Genomic DNA, 13,696 nt, shown 5'->3' on the forward strand with positions numbered 1-13,696 from the left:
GCTGACTCGGGCGTACAAAACGACTCGTTTGTCCTTCTTGGGCGCTCTGTTCGCGTCAGCGGGCCGGAGGCCAATGTAGCTGTCGAGGTCATACCTTCTCGCCCTACCGGATGGTGTACGTACTGCATGGATCCAGCCCTTCTGTTCCCATCGCCTCAAAGTGTGGAGACACACCCCAAAATAATCCGCCGCTTCTCTCGGTTTTACATATCTAGCCATACCAAGCAGCCATACTGAACATACTGTACATTATTTTCAGTATAGTCCAGCGTATCATTGACTAGAGTCATGCTCCCCTCTCCCAGGGGGAGAGGGGCTGGGGGTGAGAGCTAAGCGGCGCTCTCCAGGCTCACCTGAAACACCTCGCTAAAGGCCTTCTCGACCTTGTAGCCGGAGTCGATGGTTTCCAGCGGATCCTTGCGCAGGCGGTGGCGCAAACACAAGCTGATGACCCGGCGAATATCGGCAACGGTGACCTCGCTGCGCCCCTCCAGAGCTGCCAACGCCTTGGCTGCCCGGTTGGTGACGATATCGCCCCGCAGCCCATCCACCTCCAGCGCCGCACACACGCCGGAGATCTTCAGGCGCAACTCAGGATCCACCATCACAGTCGGCAAGAGGTGCTGGGCCTTTTCAATGCGCTCCCGCAGGCGCTGCTGGGCCTCGGCGTATTTGGCCAGAAAAGCCTGGGGGTCGGCGTCGAACTGGCTGCGCTCCTCCACGATCTGCACTCGCAGGGCCGGATCCCGCACCGTCTCGATGCGGACAAACATGCCGAAGCGATCCAAGAGTTGGGGCCGCAATTCTCCCTCTTCAGGGTTGCCGGATCCCACCAGGACAAAGCGGGCCGGGTGGCGAATGGAAATCCCTTCCCGCTCCACCGTGTTCCAGCCAGAGGCCGCCGCATCCAGCAAGACATCCACCAGGTGGTCGTCCAGGAGGTTGACCTCGTCCACGTAGAGGATGCCGCGGTTGGCCTTGGCCAAGAGCCCCGGCTCAAAAGCCTTCACCCCCTGAGACAAGGCGCGCTCGATGTCGAGAGTGCCGCAGACCCGGTCTTCCGTGGCTCCCAGGGGCAGATCCACCATCGGCACCTGGATCCAGGTGGTTTCCAGGGTTTCCCCCGCCTGCAGGCGCTCCCACACCTGGTCGCTCATCAGATCCCGCTGCCGCGGGTGGCTGTTGAACGGATCCCCCTTGACAACCTCGATCTGGGGCAGCAGATCGGCCAAGGCGCGGATGGTGGTGGACTTGCCCGTGCCGCGATCCCCCATGATCAGCACCCCGCCGATGCGGGGATCGATGACGTTGAGGAGCAGGGCCAACTTCATCTCCTCCTGGCCGACAATGGCGGTAAACGGGAAAACCGGGCGACGTTCCAAGTTCATAGAGGCAACAACGAGCATCTACCCCCATTATCCCAGAGGCCACTCCCCCTGGGCCGTCGAGATGGGCAGGAAAGAGATGGAAAGGCCGCACCAGGAACCTCAAGGCCGCTTTTCGGTCAAATAAAAAGCAGGCTCTGGGATCCCTGGCCTTTTGCCGGGAAAAACAGATAGCGTCAGAGCCTATACCCGGAGTGGGTTGAAGCTGGCTAAAGGCGAGAGCTACACCAAAGTAGGGAGGATCCCAAAAGCGCCAGCAACCCTGTTGAAGACCAGTTATCGGGTGGGGAGATAGCAGCGGTGTCAGGTCAAGCAAGTCGGAGACGGTGGACAGCATTCTCCATGCCCAACTTGGCCCAAAAAGGGCTGGTGGGCCTGATCTGGGCCTGTACTTGGATCCCTGTCTTGGGCATTTCCCTTGCCGTAGCCCAAACCCCGGCCACCTCTCTGGTTTTGACCGATGAACAGGTCGCCAAGTACGCCCGCATCGTCCTGGAGATGGAGCCCCACCGACAACAGGCCCAGCAGCGCTCCCAGGCCACCGCGGATCCGGCCAGCAAAGATCAAATCCGGCGGGAGTTCATTCGCACCGCCACCGAGATCATCACCCGCCACGGCATGACCGTGCCCGAATACAACCGCATTACCTTGTGGATTCGCTCCGAAGAAGGCAAAACCCTCCGACATCGCATCGAAGCCGAAATCCTGCGCCTGCAAAGCGGGGATCCCAGCGTGAGCCCTAGCCCCAAACCCTAACCCCCCTTGGATCCCCTGCAGCGCTTTGGCCTGGATGTGACGGAGGACGGAAGATAGCGGTAGGCTGGAAGCGGAGGTCAGTGCTCGTCCGTAGAGAGCGGGGGGAGAGCGATGAACGAGCCTATGTCGCCGTCAGTACGGGTGGCTGTCGAGCGCATGAAGTCTCGCTTGCGCCTGACGCGCCGCTTCGGGTTCTGGTTTCAGGCGGTTCTGGGGGCAACAGCTCTGCTGCTCTGGCTGGGATTTTTGGTTGGCCAGAATACCCTCTATCGCGACGACTCGACGGGGGCCTTTATCGCCTTCTGGTTTACCCTGTTTACCCTTCTAACCCTGGCAGCCGGTCTCTTCTTTAACTGGCGCTACCTGCTCCAGGCGGAGCGCCGCTCAGTATCCGCCGCTACCCCAAGCCAGTTGGATCTGCCCAAGCAGTTGCAATGGGTTACCTATGTCAGCCTGACCGGCGCTTTCTTGGCCCTCATCGCTATGGAGGCGCAGGTGGGAGAGCTGCTGGTGCGGCTGTTTACCCGCACGCTGAGCACCCAGACGGCAGGAGTGCTGCTGCTGGCTGCCAATATCAACGTTACCTTTGCCCACTTCGTCTGCTTGGCAGGGGTGCTCTGGATTACCGGCGCCCTCGACCGCGAGCCCTGAACCCCAGCCAGCCAGTCTCAGCTTTGCAAGGCAGAGAATCAGGCCTGCGGCGCAGCGGCCTGCCCCAAACCTGCCCCAACTAAAACTATCCCCCCGCCAGAACAAGAGGGGTAAGCAAAAGCAGTCCCAAAGTCCGTAGTTGCCAATCGCAGATTCCGAGGGCTTCACTTAAAGCCCACCGCCGCCTGCCAAACAAAAGCCAGCAGGAAAAACAAAACGGGGATAATCGGCAAAATGTCGATCAGGGGATCGAACAACTCATAGCCTTCTGGCAAAGCCGCCAGGAGCATCATCGCAGGCATGACAACAAACCTCGACAAGAAGGAAGTGGAGCTGGAGAAACTGCTCTTTTTCAGGATTGATAGAGAGTTTAACATTGCCGGGCGGAGATTCCCGCTAAGGTCAAGAAATGTAAACGGAAAATGCCTCAGAGAACCCCCATATTGGAGAGGCCCAAGATCACCCCCACGCCCAGCAGATGGCCGAAGCTGGCGACCCCCAGCACTTCCGGCCAGGTCATCCCCAACACAGGCCCGGTTTCTGAAGCCACACCCGAAGAGGACTTGAAGCTTAGGTAGGCCAGCCCTGTGCAGAGCAGGATAATCACCGCGCTCAGGGGAGACCAAGGGCTGGTTTGGGCAGTCATAGCCAACGGCGCAACAATGGGCAGCATGGTTTTCCTCCTCAGCTCAGGTTAACCGCCCCCTAGATTACCCCCATTCCGCAACTCCCAAAGGGATCCCCACATGAATTGCAACAGAGGCCGCAACAAAACCTCACACTGTGGCTTCTTCTGGCCTCATGGCCGATCTACCCCTCGCCGGGAACGGTCGAGACGGGCTGGAGTTGGCAAGAAAAATCCGGCCTGGGCCAACGAGGGGAGCAGCTCTCTGCCGTATACTAACGAAAGTTAACAAATTGTTCTCTTCCCCCGCTTTTGAGGTGATGACCTGGCTTTGTTGCCTTAATCCATCCTCACCGTCTGCGCTGTGCACACCCAAGGATGGCTGCCGATGACTGCTGCTGCGACTCCGCAACCGGATCCCAAGCCTTTTGCGTTACCCCGTGAGCTGTTGGGGCCGCCGCCAGAATTTTGGAATCCCACCCTGCTGATGTTTTTGGCGGCGGTGGCGCTTTCGGCCTCTTGCTTTGGCGGGTACGCCTTTTGGCATTGGCCCCGCTGGCTGGTGTTTTGGCTGAATTTTGTCGCCCTGTATGTTCTGGGCACAGTGATCCACGATGCCTCGCACGGCTCGGCCCACCGCAACCGCTTTTTAAACGAGGCGCTGGGCCATGGCTCTGCCCTGTTACAGGGCTTTGTCTATCCGGTCTTTAAGCGGGTGCACATGCAACACCATGCCCACGTCAACCATCCCGAAGACGATCCCGATCACTATGTGTCTACGGGCGGGCCGCTGTGGCTAATTGCGCCGCGCTTTTTCTACCATGAGGTGTTTTTCTTCAAGCGGCAGCTCTGGCGCAAAGGTCGCTGGGATCTGCTGCAATGGGGGCTGAGTCGGCTGGTGGTGATCCTAACGTTTGCGCTGGCCATTCACTTTGGCTACACCGACTACATCATGAACTATTGGCTGCCCCCCGCCTTTATTATGGGCTTCTTGTTGGGCCTGTTTTTCGACTATCTGCCCCATCGCCCTTTTCAATCCCAAGAGCGGTGGTACAACGCCAGGGTTTACCCTGGCTGGCTGACCAATATTCTGCTGCTGGGGCAAAACTATCACTTGATCCACCATCTCTGGCCCTCGGTTCCCTGGTACAAGTATCAGGCGGCCTACTGGGCGGCCAAACCTGAGCTGGACGCGCGTAACTGCCAGCAAACGCTGGGGATCTGGGAGAGAGGGGAGTTTTGGAGCTTTTTGTACGACGCGCTGATTGGCCTGCACTGGCACAAGCCCAACGGGCCAACCCGTTCCGCTGCGCCAGCCGATCCAGAATCTGCGGGATCCGCTGCGGATCTGAGGCTTAGTTAACATGGTCTTGCCGACGCTGCGGATCCCTCAGTTGCTGCTGTTTGTGGAGGCGGCCAGCTTGCTGCAGGACACCAGCCAGGTTCTCTTACAGGCCGGTCAGGCGACGGCGGATTTGCCAGAGGTGATTGCGGAAGCGCAAGCGCGGGCGGAAGCCCAATTGCAAACCCTTGGGATCCCGGCAGAGTTGCGGGCGCAGGCCCGAGGGATCCTGAGGCTGACTTCGCCGCCGCAGGTGCTGGCCTACCTGCAGGATTTGTTGGACAGGGGATCCGGCCCCGATTTGGAAGCCTTTTTGGAGCAGGCGGGATCCGGCTCTACCCTGTTGCGCTTTCCGCCCCTGTTGGTGGGGGCTGTGGCTTTGCAGGTGTTGCTGGAGCGGCTGGATTTTTCTCCGCAAGAGAAAGCTGTGTTGCAAGCCCAACGGGATCAATGGGAACAGGCCCTGGCAGAATTGGCCGCTCGCCACAAGGTTTCCCCAGAGCCGCTGCGGGCTGCTGCGGAGACAGCGCTGCGGGCTGCCTCAGCAGAAGAGCTGCTGCAACTGGGGCAGGATCTCTTTCAAGATCTCCAGGATCTCGCCGGGGCCGATTCTGAGCCGGAAGCCGAGTCTCAGGTGGAGCTGGCGGGGCCTCTGGTGTTCCTGATGGTGGCCGATCACCTGTTGGCCCAGACAGAGCATCCCCTCACCCCGGAGCAGCGGCTGGACTTACAAATCAACCGCGCCGAGGCAGAAAGCCGCCTTTTGGCCATGCAAAAGTTGGGCCGTCTTGAAAACTTGGCGGAGCAGCGGGCTTACATTCGCTCCTGGATTAACCAAACTTCTGTACCGGATTTGCTGCGGGCCTTGGATCGCTTTTTTGCGGCGTCTGAACCCAACGCGTGAGGCCTGCAGATCACCAGAGGTTCCGTATCCTCTATGCTGGAGGCAAAGGGATCCCGCTTGAGGCGCGAAAGTGGACTGGGGCAGCCTATTTTGGATTTTTTTGATCTTCAGCTCGTTGCAACCCCTGTTGAACCGTCGCGCCCAGGAGTTTCGCCGTTTGTTGGCGATCCGGGAGTTGGAGCAGAAGCGGGGCAGCCGGGTGATTTTGCTCATCCACCGCCAGGAGTCGATTAGTTTTTTGGGGATCCCGGTTTCCCGCTACATCAGCATCGAGGACTCGGAGCAGGTTTTGCGGGCGATCCGCCTCACCCCGCCCAACACCCCCATTGATTTGATTCTGCACACCTCTGGCGGCCTGGTGCTGGCCACCGAGCAAATTGCCCGCGCCCTGATCCGGCACCCGGCCAAGGTGACGGTGTTTGTGCCCCACTACGCCATGTCGGGGGGGACGATGCTGGCCTTGGCCGCCGATGAAATTGTCATGGATGCCAATGCGGTGCTGGGGCCGGTGGATCCCCAGTTGGGCGGCTATGCTGCGGCCAGTATTCTGCAGGTGGTGGCGGAAAAGCCCATTGCCGAGATCGACGACCAGACTCTGATCCTGGCAGATCTGGCCCGCAAGGCGATGCACCAGGTGCAGAACTTTGTGCGGGAGCTGCTCAAGGACGATGTGCCCAAGCGCAAAATTGCCCCCGAACGCATCGAGCCCCTCATCCAGGCCCTGACCAGCGGGCGGGTGACCCACGACTACCCGATTACGGCTGAAGAAGCGCGGGAGCTGGGCCTGCCCATCTCCACCGAGTTGCCGCCCCAGATCTACGCCCTGATGGACTTGTACCCCCAGGCCAGCATGGGCCGTCCTTCCGTGCAGTACATTCCCACCCCCTACGATTCCCGCCCCTCTCCACCCGGCGGCGGGTCTCGCTAGGGCGAACTCTGGGCGTAGGTGTCTATGGCTTCTCGACGCAACCCTTCCGCCCGCCGAAACAGCTCTTGCCCAGTGTGCAGGTGGCGATCGTCAAAGTTCAGCGGGAAATAGCTCAGCTCCTCCAGGGCATCTTCCAAGTGGTTGAGGGCATAGTAGAGGCGAGAAGCCACCCCCCCTAGGCTGCTGGGATTGGGAAGGCGGCGAAAGATCTGCTGAGCTTGGGCCAGTTTCTGCGTACACTCCTCCAGATACAGGCCAAAGGCCTCCAGCAAATCGGGATCAAAAGGATCTGCCGCTAAGGCATTTAACTGCGGCTTGAGAGAAGACAGTAAAGGCCCCAAAACTCGGTTCAGAGGAGTGTAGACCTGCCGAATCCAGGCTTCGCGGGCAATAGCCTCCTGGCTGACCGTCTCCGAGGGGGAGCCCGTCGGCTGAGGGTGGCGCGAGGCCCAGCTAGCGCGCAGTTGTCGGTCGTACTCGCGGCGGGCTTGCGGATCCTTGAGCACCGCGTAGGCGGCGTTGATCTGGCGAATGCGTTCAGCAGCAGCCCCGTCTTTTTTGGCCAGCAGGCTGTCGGGATGGTGGTACTTGACCAAACGGCGATAGGCAGACTTGATCTCCGCTGCCGTCGCCAGCACCGAAACCCCCAACACTTCGTAGTGGGAAACTGCTTCAGACCCGCTCCCCATCATTTCGTTCTCAGGACAAACGCTCATATTGTACCTGGAGCCTACAATAAGGGTGAGTTTTCCGGTGCTGCCCCATGCCGTCCTCCCCCCATCCCCTCAGCGCCCTCTTGGGGGCTGCCTTTGCTGCCAGTTTGGGCTATGGGTTCCTACAATTGCTGCTCTCGATGCTGGCCAAGTTGCCGCCCATCGACCTGGAAAGCGGATCCCTGGCGCGGGGGATCAGCATTCTGGTGCGCTACCTGCTGGTGGGATCCGTTTCCCTGATCGCCTTCATGTTTTTCATGGTGGGCTTGGGGCTGGCGGCCTACTCGGTGCAGTTGCTGGGGGAAAGGCTGACCTCCTCCCGACGCTAGCTCTAGAAGAGCTGTGAGCCTGCTGGCCAACAGATCGCGCCGGAGGCTACCCTCCAGCCTCTCGCTCAGGTTGGACACTAGTTTGACCAAAACCTTGGCGGCGCAGGCCCCGCGCCCTCTTTCATCCCTCCGTATACGGGGGGGAAAGAAGGAGGCGTGCGGTGGCAATCTCACCGGTACGTCTGCGTAGCTCGCGATGAGCAAGAAAGAATTCCCGCCCCTTGGGGCTGGGGAGAACGTCAATCATTTGACAGGTGCGGTTGCAGGCGCTGGCTGACCAAGGTGCGCCCCTCTTGGGTGTAGAGCTGCCAGTAGTTCCAGTAGTTGCCAAAGACAGACTTGACATAGCCACGGGTTTCGGCGAAGGGGATCTGCTCCACAAATTCATCGGGATCCTCAAAGCCGAAGCGGCTCAGCCACCTGGCCACGTTGCCGGGGCCGCCGTTGTAGCTGGCCAGGGCCAGGAGGGTGTTGTCTTGGTAGGTGCGGTGGGTGTAGTCGAAGTACCAGGATCCCAGGTGAAGATTGTCGGCGGGGTTGGTGAGGCTGTACTGGGCTAGGCCGATTTTTTGGGCAATCCAGCGGCCGGTGGCAGGCATCACCTGCATCAGGCCCAGCGCTCCCGAGGCCGAGACGATCTCTGGCTCAAAGCGGGATTCCTGGCGGATCAGGGCCGCCACCATCAAGGGATTGAGGTTAAATTGCCGCGACCAGCGGGCCAGGCCGGGCTGGGCGTAGGGATCCCTTTCCCAGGTGTTTTCTGGGCTGGCGTAGTAGTGCAGCGGGTAGATGGCCTGCCAGAAATCCTGGCGCTGTCTCAGGGTCGGCAGCAGCGGGTCGGGCTCGGCGCTAAAGCGTAGGGCAGCCACCTGGTTGATGCCCCGCAGGTGCTCGCCGGCGTTGTTGCGCAAAATGCCGCTGGCAAAGCGCTCGGCCACGCTCATCTGGCCGGGATCCCGTTGCAGCAGAGCCATTTCCCCCTGCCAGCGCTCCCAGGCCAGTTGGCCAGCGCCAATGAGATGCAGGGTCTGGGTAGCCTCGGAAACGGCGGGCAAAGGTTGGCGAACGGGCTGAAAATCCACCTCAACCCTTTGGCGGCCGCTGGAGAAATCTCCTACTGGCCAGCCCAGTTGCGCCGCCGCCCGCCAGGCGTAGTAGGTGTGGGGAAACTGCCGCAGCACCTGCTGATAGGTTTGCCGCGCCGCAGCCACCTCCCCCAGCCGTTCCCGCCATTTGCCGGCCCAGTAGAGCAGTTGCGCCCCCATTTCCGTATCCCGCTGGGCCAAGCCAATCTGCTGGGCTAGAGCAATGGCTTGGCTGAGATTGCCCGTTTGCGCCTGGCGCCAAGCCACCGTCCAGGCGGCGGTGGCCGCGGCTTCGCTGACTGGGAAGCGCTCCCAAAGGGTCTGCCGCACCGCCTGGGCCGATTGCGGGCTGCCGTTGCGGTCATACAGTTGGCTGAGGCTGAGCAACGCTTCTGGAGCTTCTCTATCCGAGCCGGATCCCACCTGGCGAAGCAAGTCGATCGCCGTCGGCAGGTCGCTCAGTTCCGCCAAACGGCGGCGGGTGAGAGAAGCCTCTGGCCCATCGGGAAACTGTGCCAGCAGCGCTTGGTAAGCCGCTTTGGCCTGGGGAAACTCCCGCGAGATCTGGTGGCTGCGCCCCTGGCGGTAGAGATTGCGAGAGGTGGTGGGGGCACGCCCGTAGGCGCGGGCGGCTTTGCCGTACTCCCGCTGCTCCCAATAGGCATCGGCCAGGATCTGCCAATCGGAGGCCGTGAGGGATCCCTCTTGGGCTTGCCGCCAGCGATCCAGCAGCGGCGTTAACCCAGGGGTTTGCGGGTGGTGCAAGGCCAGATCCCGCAGCAGGTCATACCGGTCAGGATCCAGCTCCAGCAGGTGCTTGAGGGCGCGGGCCGTCAGGGGGTGGGTGGGAAATTGCCGCCGCAACTGATCCACCTGGCCCATTCCCCAGAGGGCGTAGGCGGCCACCGGGCTGTGGGGATACTCCTGCAAGATCTTGGGCCACCAGATCTGGCGGGCTGTTTCTCGATCCCCCAGCTTTTCATAAGCCTGAGCCCTGAGCTTCCAGATCTCGTCGGTGAGAACTGGCAGCTTTTCTTCCAAGCCCTGCAGGTGCTCCAGGGCCGCTTGCGCTTGGCCGGCCTGCAGGGCTTTGTAGGCGCGCAAAAAGGCGGCGCCAGAAGTCGAGCTCAGGGGTGCTGGAGGCGCCGCCGCCATCTCGACAGGTTCTGCCCAGGAGGAGGCGTAAAAGCCCCACAGGACGCCGCCCAGTACTCCGCCTGCTGCTAAGGTCGCGGCAAGCCATCGCCTCCAGAGTTGCCGGTGGCTTGTTCTGCTCTGCATGCCTCCCTTCCCCAGCGTCCTTGACTAGGATACCCAATGGGGAGGCGCTGAGCCAGGACAAGTAACCTCAACGAGGAGGAGGCCAGTTGGCAATGGGAACCGGCTCGATAAGCTCCGCCAAGGGAAACCCTAGGATCTGGGCGTAGAAATAAAGCTCTGCCTCCAGGGCCCGTTTGAGGTTGGCTGCCTGGCGAAAGCCGTGCTGCTCACCGGCAAAAGGGACATAGGCCACCGGGATCCCCTTGGCCTGCAGGGCAGCCACCATCCTCTCTGCTTGGTTGGGAGGGACGATGGCGTCCTCCAGGCCTTGAAAGAAGATAACGGGGCAGTTGAGACCCTCCAGGTGGTGGATGGGAGAGCGCTCCCGGTAGAGATCCCGCCGCTCCGGGTAGGGGCCAATTAAGCTGTCCAAGTAGTGGGACTCAAACTTGTGGGTCTCCTGGGCTAGGGCCTCTAGATCGCTCACCCCGTAGTAGCTGGCGCCGGCCTTGAAGACGGTGTGAAACGTCAGGGCCGCCAGGGTGGTGTAGCCGCCGGCGCTGCCGCCGCGAATGAGCAGCCGCTCCCCGTCCACCTTGCCCTGGGCTGCCAAGAATTGGGCCCCAGCGATGCAATCTTCCACGTCCACAAGGCCCCAGCGGCCCTTGAGGGCCTCCCGGTAGGCCCGCCCATAGCCGCTGCTGCCGCGGTAGTTGACATCCAAAACGGCAATCCCGCGGCTGGTCCAGTATTGGATCCCCAGGTCGAGCACGGCTGCCGTCGCCCCTGTGGGCCCACCGTGGCTTTTCACGAGCAGGGGCGGTTTTTCGCCGGCAGGGGCCACGAAGTCGCGGTTTTTGGGGGGATAGAAGAAACCGTAGGCCACTGCCCCGCCTGAGGTGGGAAAGGCGATGGGTTCGGGGATCGACAAGTACTCCGGCTCTACCGCCACGCTGCTAGAACGGGCCACCACCTCCACTTGGCTGGAGGGTAAGTCTAGGCAGACCAAGGCAGTGGCTTCCGTCGGGGATCCGGCCAGGAAAGCGGCTTTTTCCCCACTTACCTGCAGATTGTGGATCTCGGTGTAGGGCAAAGGGATCTCTTCCTGTTGCCCCGACTGGGGATCCAGGTAGGCCAAATGGCACAGACCCCCCTGTTGGTAGCAGGCCAGAATGCGCCCATCCCCAGCAAAGCCGTAGGTGCTCAGGCCAAACACCCACTGCGGCTCTCCAAACTCCGCTTCCATAGGGCAGAGGGGAATGGGGCCCTGGGGATCCCAGCGATAGAGGTTCCACCAGCCGCTGCAATCGGAAACAAAGTAGAGATCCCCTTGCGGTGACCACTGGGGCTGGAAGATCGACTCGGCAGGGCCACCGGCCAGCTTTTGAGGTTCTCCCAAGCTGCCGTCAGGGTTCACCTCAGACCGCCACAGCTCTGTGCCGTCCCAGGGCATTTGGGGGTGATCCCAGGTCAGCCATACCAAGGTCTGGCCATCGGGGCTGAGGCGAGGGTTGGCATAGAAATTGTGCCCAGAGGCCAAAACGCGCTGGGATCCGCTTTCCAAGTCAATCGAGACAAGGCTGTTTTCCGGCTCTCCCTGGCGGCTGTGATCTTCCCGCACACAGAGGATGCGTCCACGCGCCCGATCCACCACCCCATCTGCATAGCGATAGGGGCCTGCTTCCGTCAGGGGCTGGGGATCTGAACCCGGCAGCAGGCGGTAGAGCCGTTGGTCAGCGAAGTTGCAAAAATACACTACCCCTGCCGACACCCAATAAGCTCCACCCCCATACTCATGCACTCGTGTCCGCACATTGAAAGGTGCCGGTGTCAGCTCCACCAGGATCCCGTCGGCAGAGCGCCGCATCAACACATTGCGCCCTTTTTCTTGCGGGCGACCCTCCGTCCAGTAGAGATCCCCCTGATCCCAAACCATCTGTCCCAAGCGCAGGGATCCCGTCACCACCAGGTCAGCGGTAATCGGGGATCGCCAAGATCCATAGCCGGCCTGCTGCACCATAAGCTGTTAACTCTCAACTAATTCTCGACCCCAGAACCCCTATTATGCCGGCAGCAAGGGATCCCTGCCTTTGCCTACAGCCTGTGGGGAAAGGGCTCGGATTCTGGGAAAAGGTATCCCGCGATACAATTCTCTCCGGGCTGAATGGGTTTGATGGAACACGTTAAGGCAACAGGGATGCACAACGCTTTCTCGACTGCAGGATTAGCCTTTTCCTCTGTTGATGTTGGGAAGGCATTCGGTGAAAGCCTCAGCCGACTGCAGTTGGGCAAATTTAACACATGGGCGAGGTGATGAGCTAAGTGCTTCCCTCTGTTGGCCGGGCTGCTGCAACAACTGGACTTCTTAATACCCTTTGCACTCACTTCGTTTCGGAGATCACCGATGGCTCTATCATTTAATCGTCGTCAAGTGCTGAAAATGGGCGCTCTGGCCGGAGCCGGGGCTGCCCTAGGGCCGCAGATCTGGGTGAAGCGATCCGTGCCCGCCTACGCCCAGGGAGAGACCATCCGCGTTGGCATTTTGCACTCCCTTAGCGGCACCATGGCCATTTCGGAAACCAGCGTGGTGGATGCGGAAAAGCTGGCCATCAAAGAGATCAATGCCGCCGGTGGGGTTTTGGGCAAGCAGATCGAGCCGATTATCGAGGATGGGGCTTCCGATTGGCCAACCTTTGCGGAGAAAGCCACCAAACTGATCGATGTGGACAAGGTGGCAACGGTGTTTGGATGCTGGACTTCGGCCAGTCGCAAAGCCGTGTTGCCGGTGTTTGAATCCAAGCAGCACCTGCTCTGGTATCCCGTGCAGTACGAAGGACAAGAGTGCTCCAAAAACATCTTCTACACCGGCGCTGCCCCCAACCAGCAGATCGAGCCTTCGGTGGAATGGCTGCTCAAGAACAAGGGCAAAGAGTTCTTCCTGGTGGGATCCGACTACGTGTTCCCCCGCACGGCCAACACCATCATCAAGGCCCAGTTGGAAGCCCTGGGGGGCAAGGTGGTGGGTGAAGACTATCTGCCTTTGGGCAACACAGAAGTTACTCCCATCATCAGCAAGATCCGGGCCGCTCTTCCCAATGGCGGTGTGATCTACAACAGCTTGAATGGCGACAGCAACGTGGCCTTTTTCAAACAACTGAAAGGGGCAGGGCTGGGGCCGGATCGTTATCCTTCCATGTCCGTCAGCATTGCCGAAGAAGAGGTGCAGGCCATTGGCCCCGAATTTTTGGAAGGGCACTTTGCCGCCTGGAACTACTTTATGACGGTGGATACGCCTGCCAACAAGAAGTTTGTGGAGGCTTTCAAGGCAGAATACGGCCAAAACCGCGTCACCAACGACCCGATGGAAGCCGCCTACATCATGGTTTACATCTGGAAGCAGGCGGCAGAAAAAGCGGGAACGGTGGAGATCGACGCCGTGCGGCAGGCAGCCTACGGCCAGACCTTCGATGCCCCTGAAGGCTTGGTAACCATGAACACCAATCACCACCTGACCAAGTATGTGCGGATCGGCCAGGTGCGCTCTGACGGTTTGTTTGATGTCATCTTTTCTACGGATGCCGTGGAGCCGCAGCCCTGGAACCAGTTTGTGGCAGAGACCAAGGGCTTTGCCTGCGATTGGTCAGATCCGGCCAAGGGCGGTCGCTACAAAGTCAGCTAGTCCTGGCCAGGGCTGGGATCCCTTGCCGTTTGGATAGGG

Annotated in this window: 14 protein-coding genes; 7 read left to right on the top strand and 7 right to left on the bottom strand. The window is 60.5% G+C overall.

Annotation, left to right across the window (positions count from 1 at the left end):
• Together SYN60AY4M2_RS12365 and bchI are read right to left on the bottom strand one after the other, a co-directional pair.
• On the bottom strand, nucleotides 1–219 hold a 219-nt coding region (locus SYN60AY4M2_RS12365; RefSeq protein WP_143597328.1), incomplete at its 3' end, for a helix-turn-helix domain-containing protein.
• A gap of 110 nt (nucleotides 220–329) precedes the next feature.
• Complete coding sequence (gene bchI / locus SYN60AY4M2_RS12370) at nucleotides 330–1,406, bottom strand: magnesium chelatase ATPase subunit I (protein ID WP_041438434.1); 1,077 nt, start codon at nucleotides 1,404–1,406, stop codon at nucleotides 330–332.
• Between the two features lie 321 nt (nucleotides 1,407–1,727).
• Here bchI and SYN60AY4M2_RS12375 point away from each other — a divergent pair, with 321 nt between their 5' ends.
• Both SYN60AY4M2_RS12375 and SYN60AY4M2_RS12380 read left to right on the top strand, forming a co-directional pair.
• The gene (locus tag SYN60AY4M2_RS12375) at nucleotides 1,728–2,141 is read left to right on the top strand and encodes a DUF4168 domain-containing protein (protein ID WP_011430755.1); all 414 of its coding nucleotides are present in this window, start codon (nucleotides 1,728–1,730) and stop codon (nucleotides 2,139–2,141) included.
• Between the two features lie 111 nt (nucleotides 2,142–2,252).
• Nucleotides 2,253–2,792, top strand: coding sequence for a DUF3611 family protein (locus tag SYN60AY4M2_RS12380; RefSeq protein ID WP_099813050.1), 540 nt, complete (start codon nucleotides 2,253–2,255; stop codon nucleotides 2,790–2,792).
• Between the two features lie 164 nt (nucleotides 2,793–2,956).
• Here the strand turns inward: SYN60AY4M2_RS12380 and SYN60AY4M2_RS12385 are convergent, their stop codons facing one another.
• Entirely contained in the window at nucleotides 2,957–3,094 is a 138-nt protein-coding gene (locus tag SYN60AY4M2_RS12385) for a photosystem II reaction center protein K (RefSeq protein WP_011430753.1), read from the bottom strand.
• Nucleotides 3,095–3,219: 125 nt separating this feature from the next.
• Complete coding sequence (gene psaK, locus SYN60AY4M2_RS12390) at nucleotides 3,220–3,465, bottom strand: photosystem I reaction center subunit PsaK (RefSeq protein WP_011430752.1); 246 nt, start codon at nucleotides 3,463–3,465, stop codon at nucleotides 3,220–3,222.
• Nucleotides 3,466–3,805: 340 nt separating this feature from the next.
• Here psaK and SYN60AY4M2_RS12395 point away from each other — a divergent pair, with 340 nt between their 5' ends.
• The 3 genes from SYN60AY4M2_RS12395 (at nucleotide 3,806) to SYN60AY4M2_RS12405 (ending at nucleotide 6,591) form a co-directional block, all read left to right on the top strand.
• Nucleotides 3,806–4,780, top strand: a complete 975-nt coding sequence (locus SYN60AY4M2_RS12395) for a fatty acid desaturase (protein WP_011430751.1) — start codon at nucleotides 3,806–3,808, stop codon at nucleotides 4,778–4,780.
• A 1-nt stretch (nucleotide 4,781) separates the two neighbouring features.
• On the top strand, nucleotides 4,782–5,663 hold the full coding sequence (locus tag SYN60AY4M2_RS12400; RefSeq protein WP_099813051.1) for a hypothetical protein: 882 nt from the start codon (nucleotides 4,782–4,784) through the stop codon (nucleotides 5,661–5,663).
• Between the two features lie 70 nt (nucleotides 5,664–5,733).
• Nucleotides 5,734–6,591, top strand: a complete 858-nt coding sequence (locus SYN60AY4M2_RS12405) for a hypothetical protein (protein ID WP_099813052.1) — start codon at nucleotides 5,734–5,736, stop codon at nucleotides 6,589–6,591.
• On the opposite strand, the gene SYN60AY4M2_RS12410 is transcribed toward SYN60AY4M2_RS12405, so the two are convergent.
• Nucleotides 6,588–7,307, bottom strand: coding sequence for a DnaJ domain-containing protein (locus tag SYN60AY4M2_RS12410; protein WP_240527848.1), 720 nt, complete (start codon nucleotides 7,305–7,307; stop codon nucleotides 6,588–6,590). The two genes, SYN60AY4M2_RS12405 and SYN60AY4M2_RS12410, sit on opposite strands and share 4 nt — an antisense overlap.
• Nucleotides 7,308–7,354: 47 nt before the next feature.
• On the opposite strand from SYN60AY4M2_RS12410, the gene SYN60AY4M2_RS12415 reads away from it, so the two are divergent.
• The gene (locus SYN60AY4M2_RS12415; RefSeq protein ID WP_011430747.1) at nucleotides 7,355–7,633 is read left to right on the top strand and encodes a DUF3082 domain-containing protein; all 279 of its coding nucleotides are present in this window, start codon (nucleotides 7,355–7,357) and stop codon (nucleotides 7,631–7,633) included.
• Nucleotides 7,634–7,872: 239 nt separating this feature from the next.
• Here SYN60AY4M2_RS12415 and SYN60AY4M2_RS12420 read toward each other — a convergent pair whose 3' ends face one another.
• Both SYN60AY4M2_RS12420 and SYN60AY4M2_RS12425 read right to left on the bottom strand, forming a co-directional pair.
• The gene (locus SYN60AY4M2_RS12420; RefSeq protein ID WP_240527849.1) at nucleotides 7,873–9,873 is read right to left on the bottom strand and encodes a transglycosylase SLT domain-containing protein; all 2,001 of its coding nucleotides are present in this window, start codon (nucleotides 9,871–9,873) and stop codon (nucleotides 7,873–7,875) included.
• Between the two features lie 193 nt (nucleotides 9,874–10,066).
• A complete protein-coding gene (locus SYN60AY4M2_RS12425) occupies nucleotides 10,067–11,998 on the bottom strand; it encodes a S9 family peptidase (protein WP_099813054.1) in 1,932 nt (643 codons plus the stop codon).
• A 384-nt stretch (nucleotides 11,999–12,382) separates the two neighbouring features.
• On the opposite strand from SYN60AY4M2_RS12425, the gene urtA reads away from it, so the two are divergent.
• A complete protein-coding gene (urtA, locus tag SYN60AY4M2_RS12430; RefSeq protein ID WP_011433602.1) occupies nucleotides 12,383–13,657 on the top strand; it encodes an urea ABC transporter substrate-binding protein in 1,275 nt (424 codons plus the stop codon).
• Nucleotides 13,658–13,696 lie beyond the last annotated feature (39 nt).

Source organism: Synechococcus sp. 60AY4M2 (genome assembly GCF_002760375.1).
Taxonomy (GTDB): Bacteria; Cyanobacteriota; Cyanobacteriia; order Thermostichales; family Thermostichaceae; genus Thermostichus.

Bases quoted from the DNA above. Each gene is read 5' to 3' on its own strand.
- bchI (WP_041438434.1), bottom strand. From the start codon at position 1,406: ATGCTCGTTGTTGCCTCTATGAACTTGGAACGTCGCCCGGTTTTCCCG.
- SYN60AY4M2_RS12375 (WP_011430755.1), top strand. From the start codon at position 1,728: ATGCCCAACTTGGCCCAAAAAGGGCTGGTGGGCCTGATCTGGGCCTGT.
- SYN60AY4M2_RS12380 (WP_099813050.1), top strand. From the start codon at position 2,253: ATGAACGAGCCTATGTCGCCGTCAGTACGGGTGGCTGTCGAGCGCATG.
- SYN60AY4M2_RS12385 (WP_011430753.1), bottom strand. From the start codon at position 3,094: ATGCCTGCGATGATGCTCCTGGCGGCTTTGCCAGAAGGCTATGAGTTG.
- psaK (WP_011430752.1), bottom strand. From the start codon at position 3,465: ATGCTGCCCATTGTTGCGCCGTTGGCTATGACTGCCCAAACCAGCCCT.
- SYN60AY4M2_RS12395 (WP_011430751.1), top strand. From the start codon at position 3,806: ATGACTGCTGCTGCGACTCCGCAACCGGATCCCAAGCCTTTTGCGTTA.
- SYN60AY4M2_RS12400 (WP_099813051.1), top strand. From the start codon at position 4,782: ATGGTCTTGCCGACGCTGCGGATCCCTCAGTTGCTGCTGTTTGTGGAG.
- SYN60AY4M2_RS12410 (WP_240527848.1), bottom strand. From the start codon at position 7,307: ATGAGCGTTTGTCCTGAGAACGAAATGATGGGGAGCGGGTCTGAAGCA.
- SYN60AY4M2_RS12415 (WP_011430747.1), top strand. From the start codon at position 7,355: ATGCCGTCCTCCCCCCATCCCCTCAGCGCCCTCTTGGGGGCTGCCTTT.
- SYN60AY4M2_RS12420 (WP_240527849.1), bottom strand. From the start codon at position 9,873: ATGGCGGCGGCGCCTCCAGCACCCCTGAGCTCGACTTCTGGCGCCGCC.
- SYN60AY4M2_RS12425 (WP_099813054.1), bottom strand. From the start codon at position 11,998: ATGGTGCAGCAGGCCGGCTATGGATCTTGGCGATCCCCGATTACCGCT.
- urtA (WP_011433602.1), top strand. From the start codon at position 12,383: ATGGCTCTATCATTTAATCGTCGTCAAGTGCTGAAAATGGGCGCTCTG.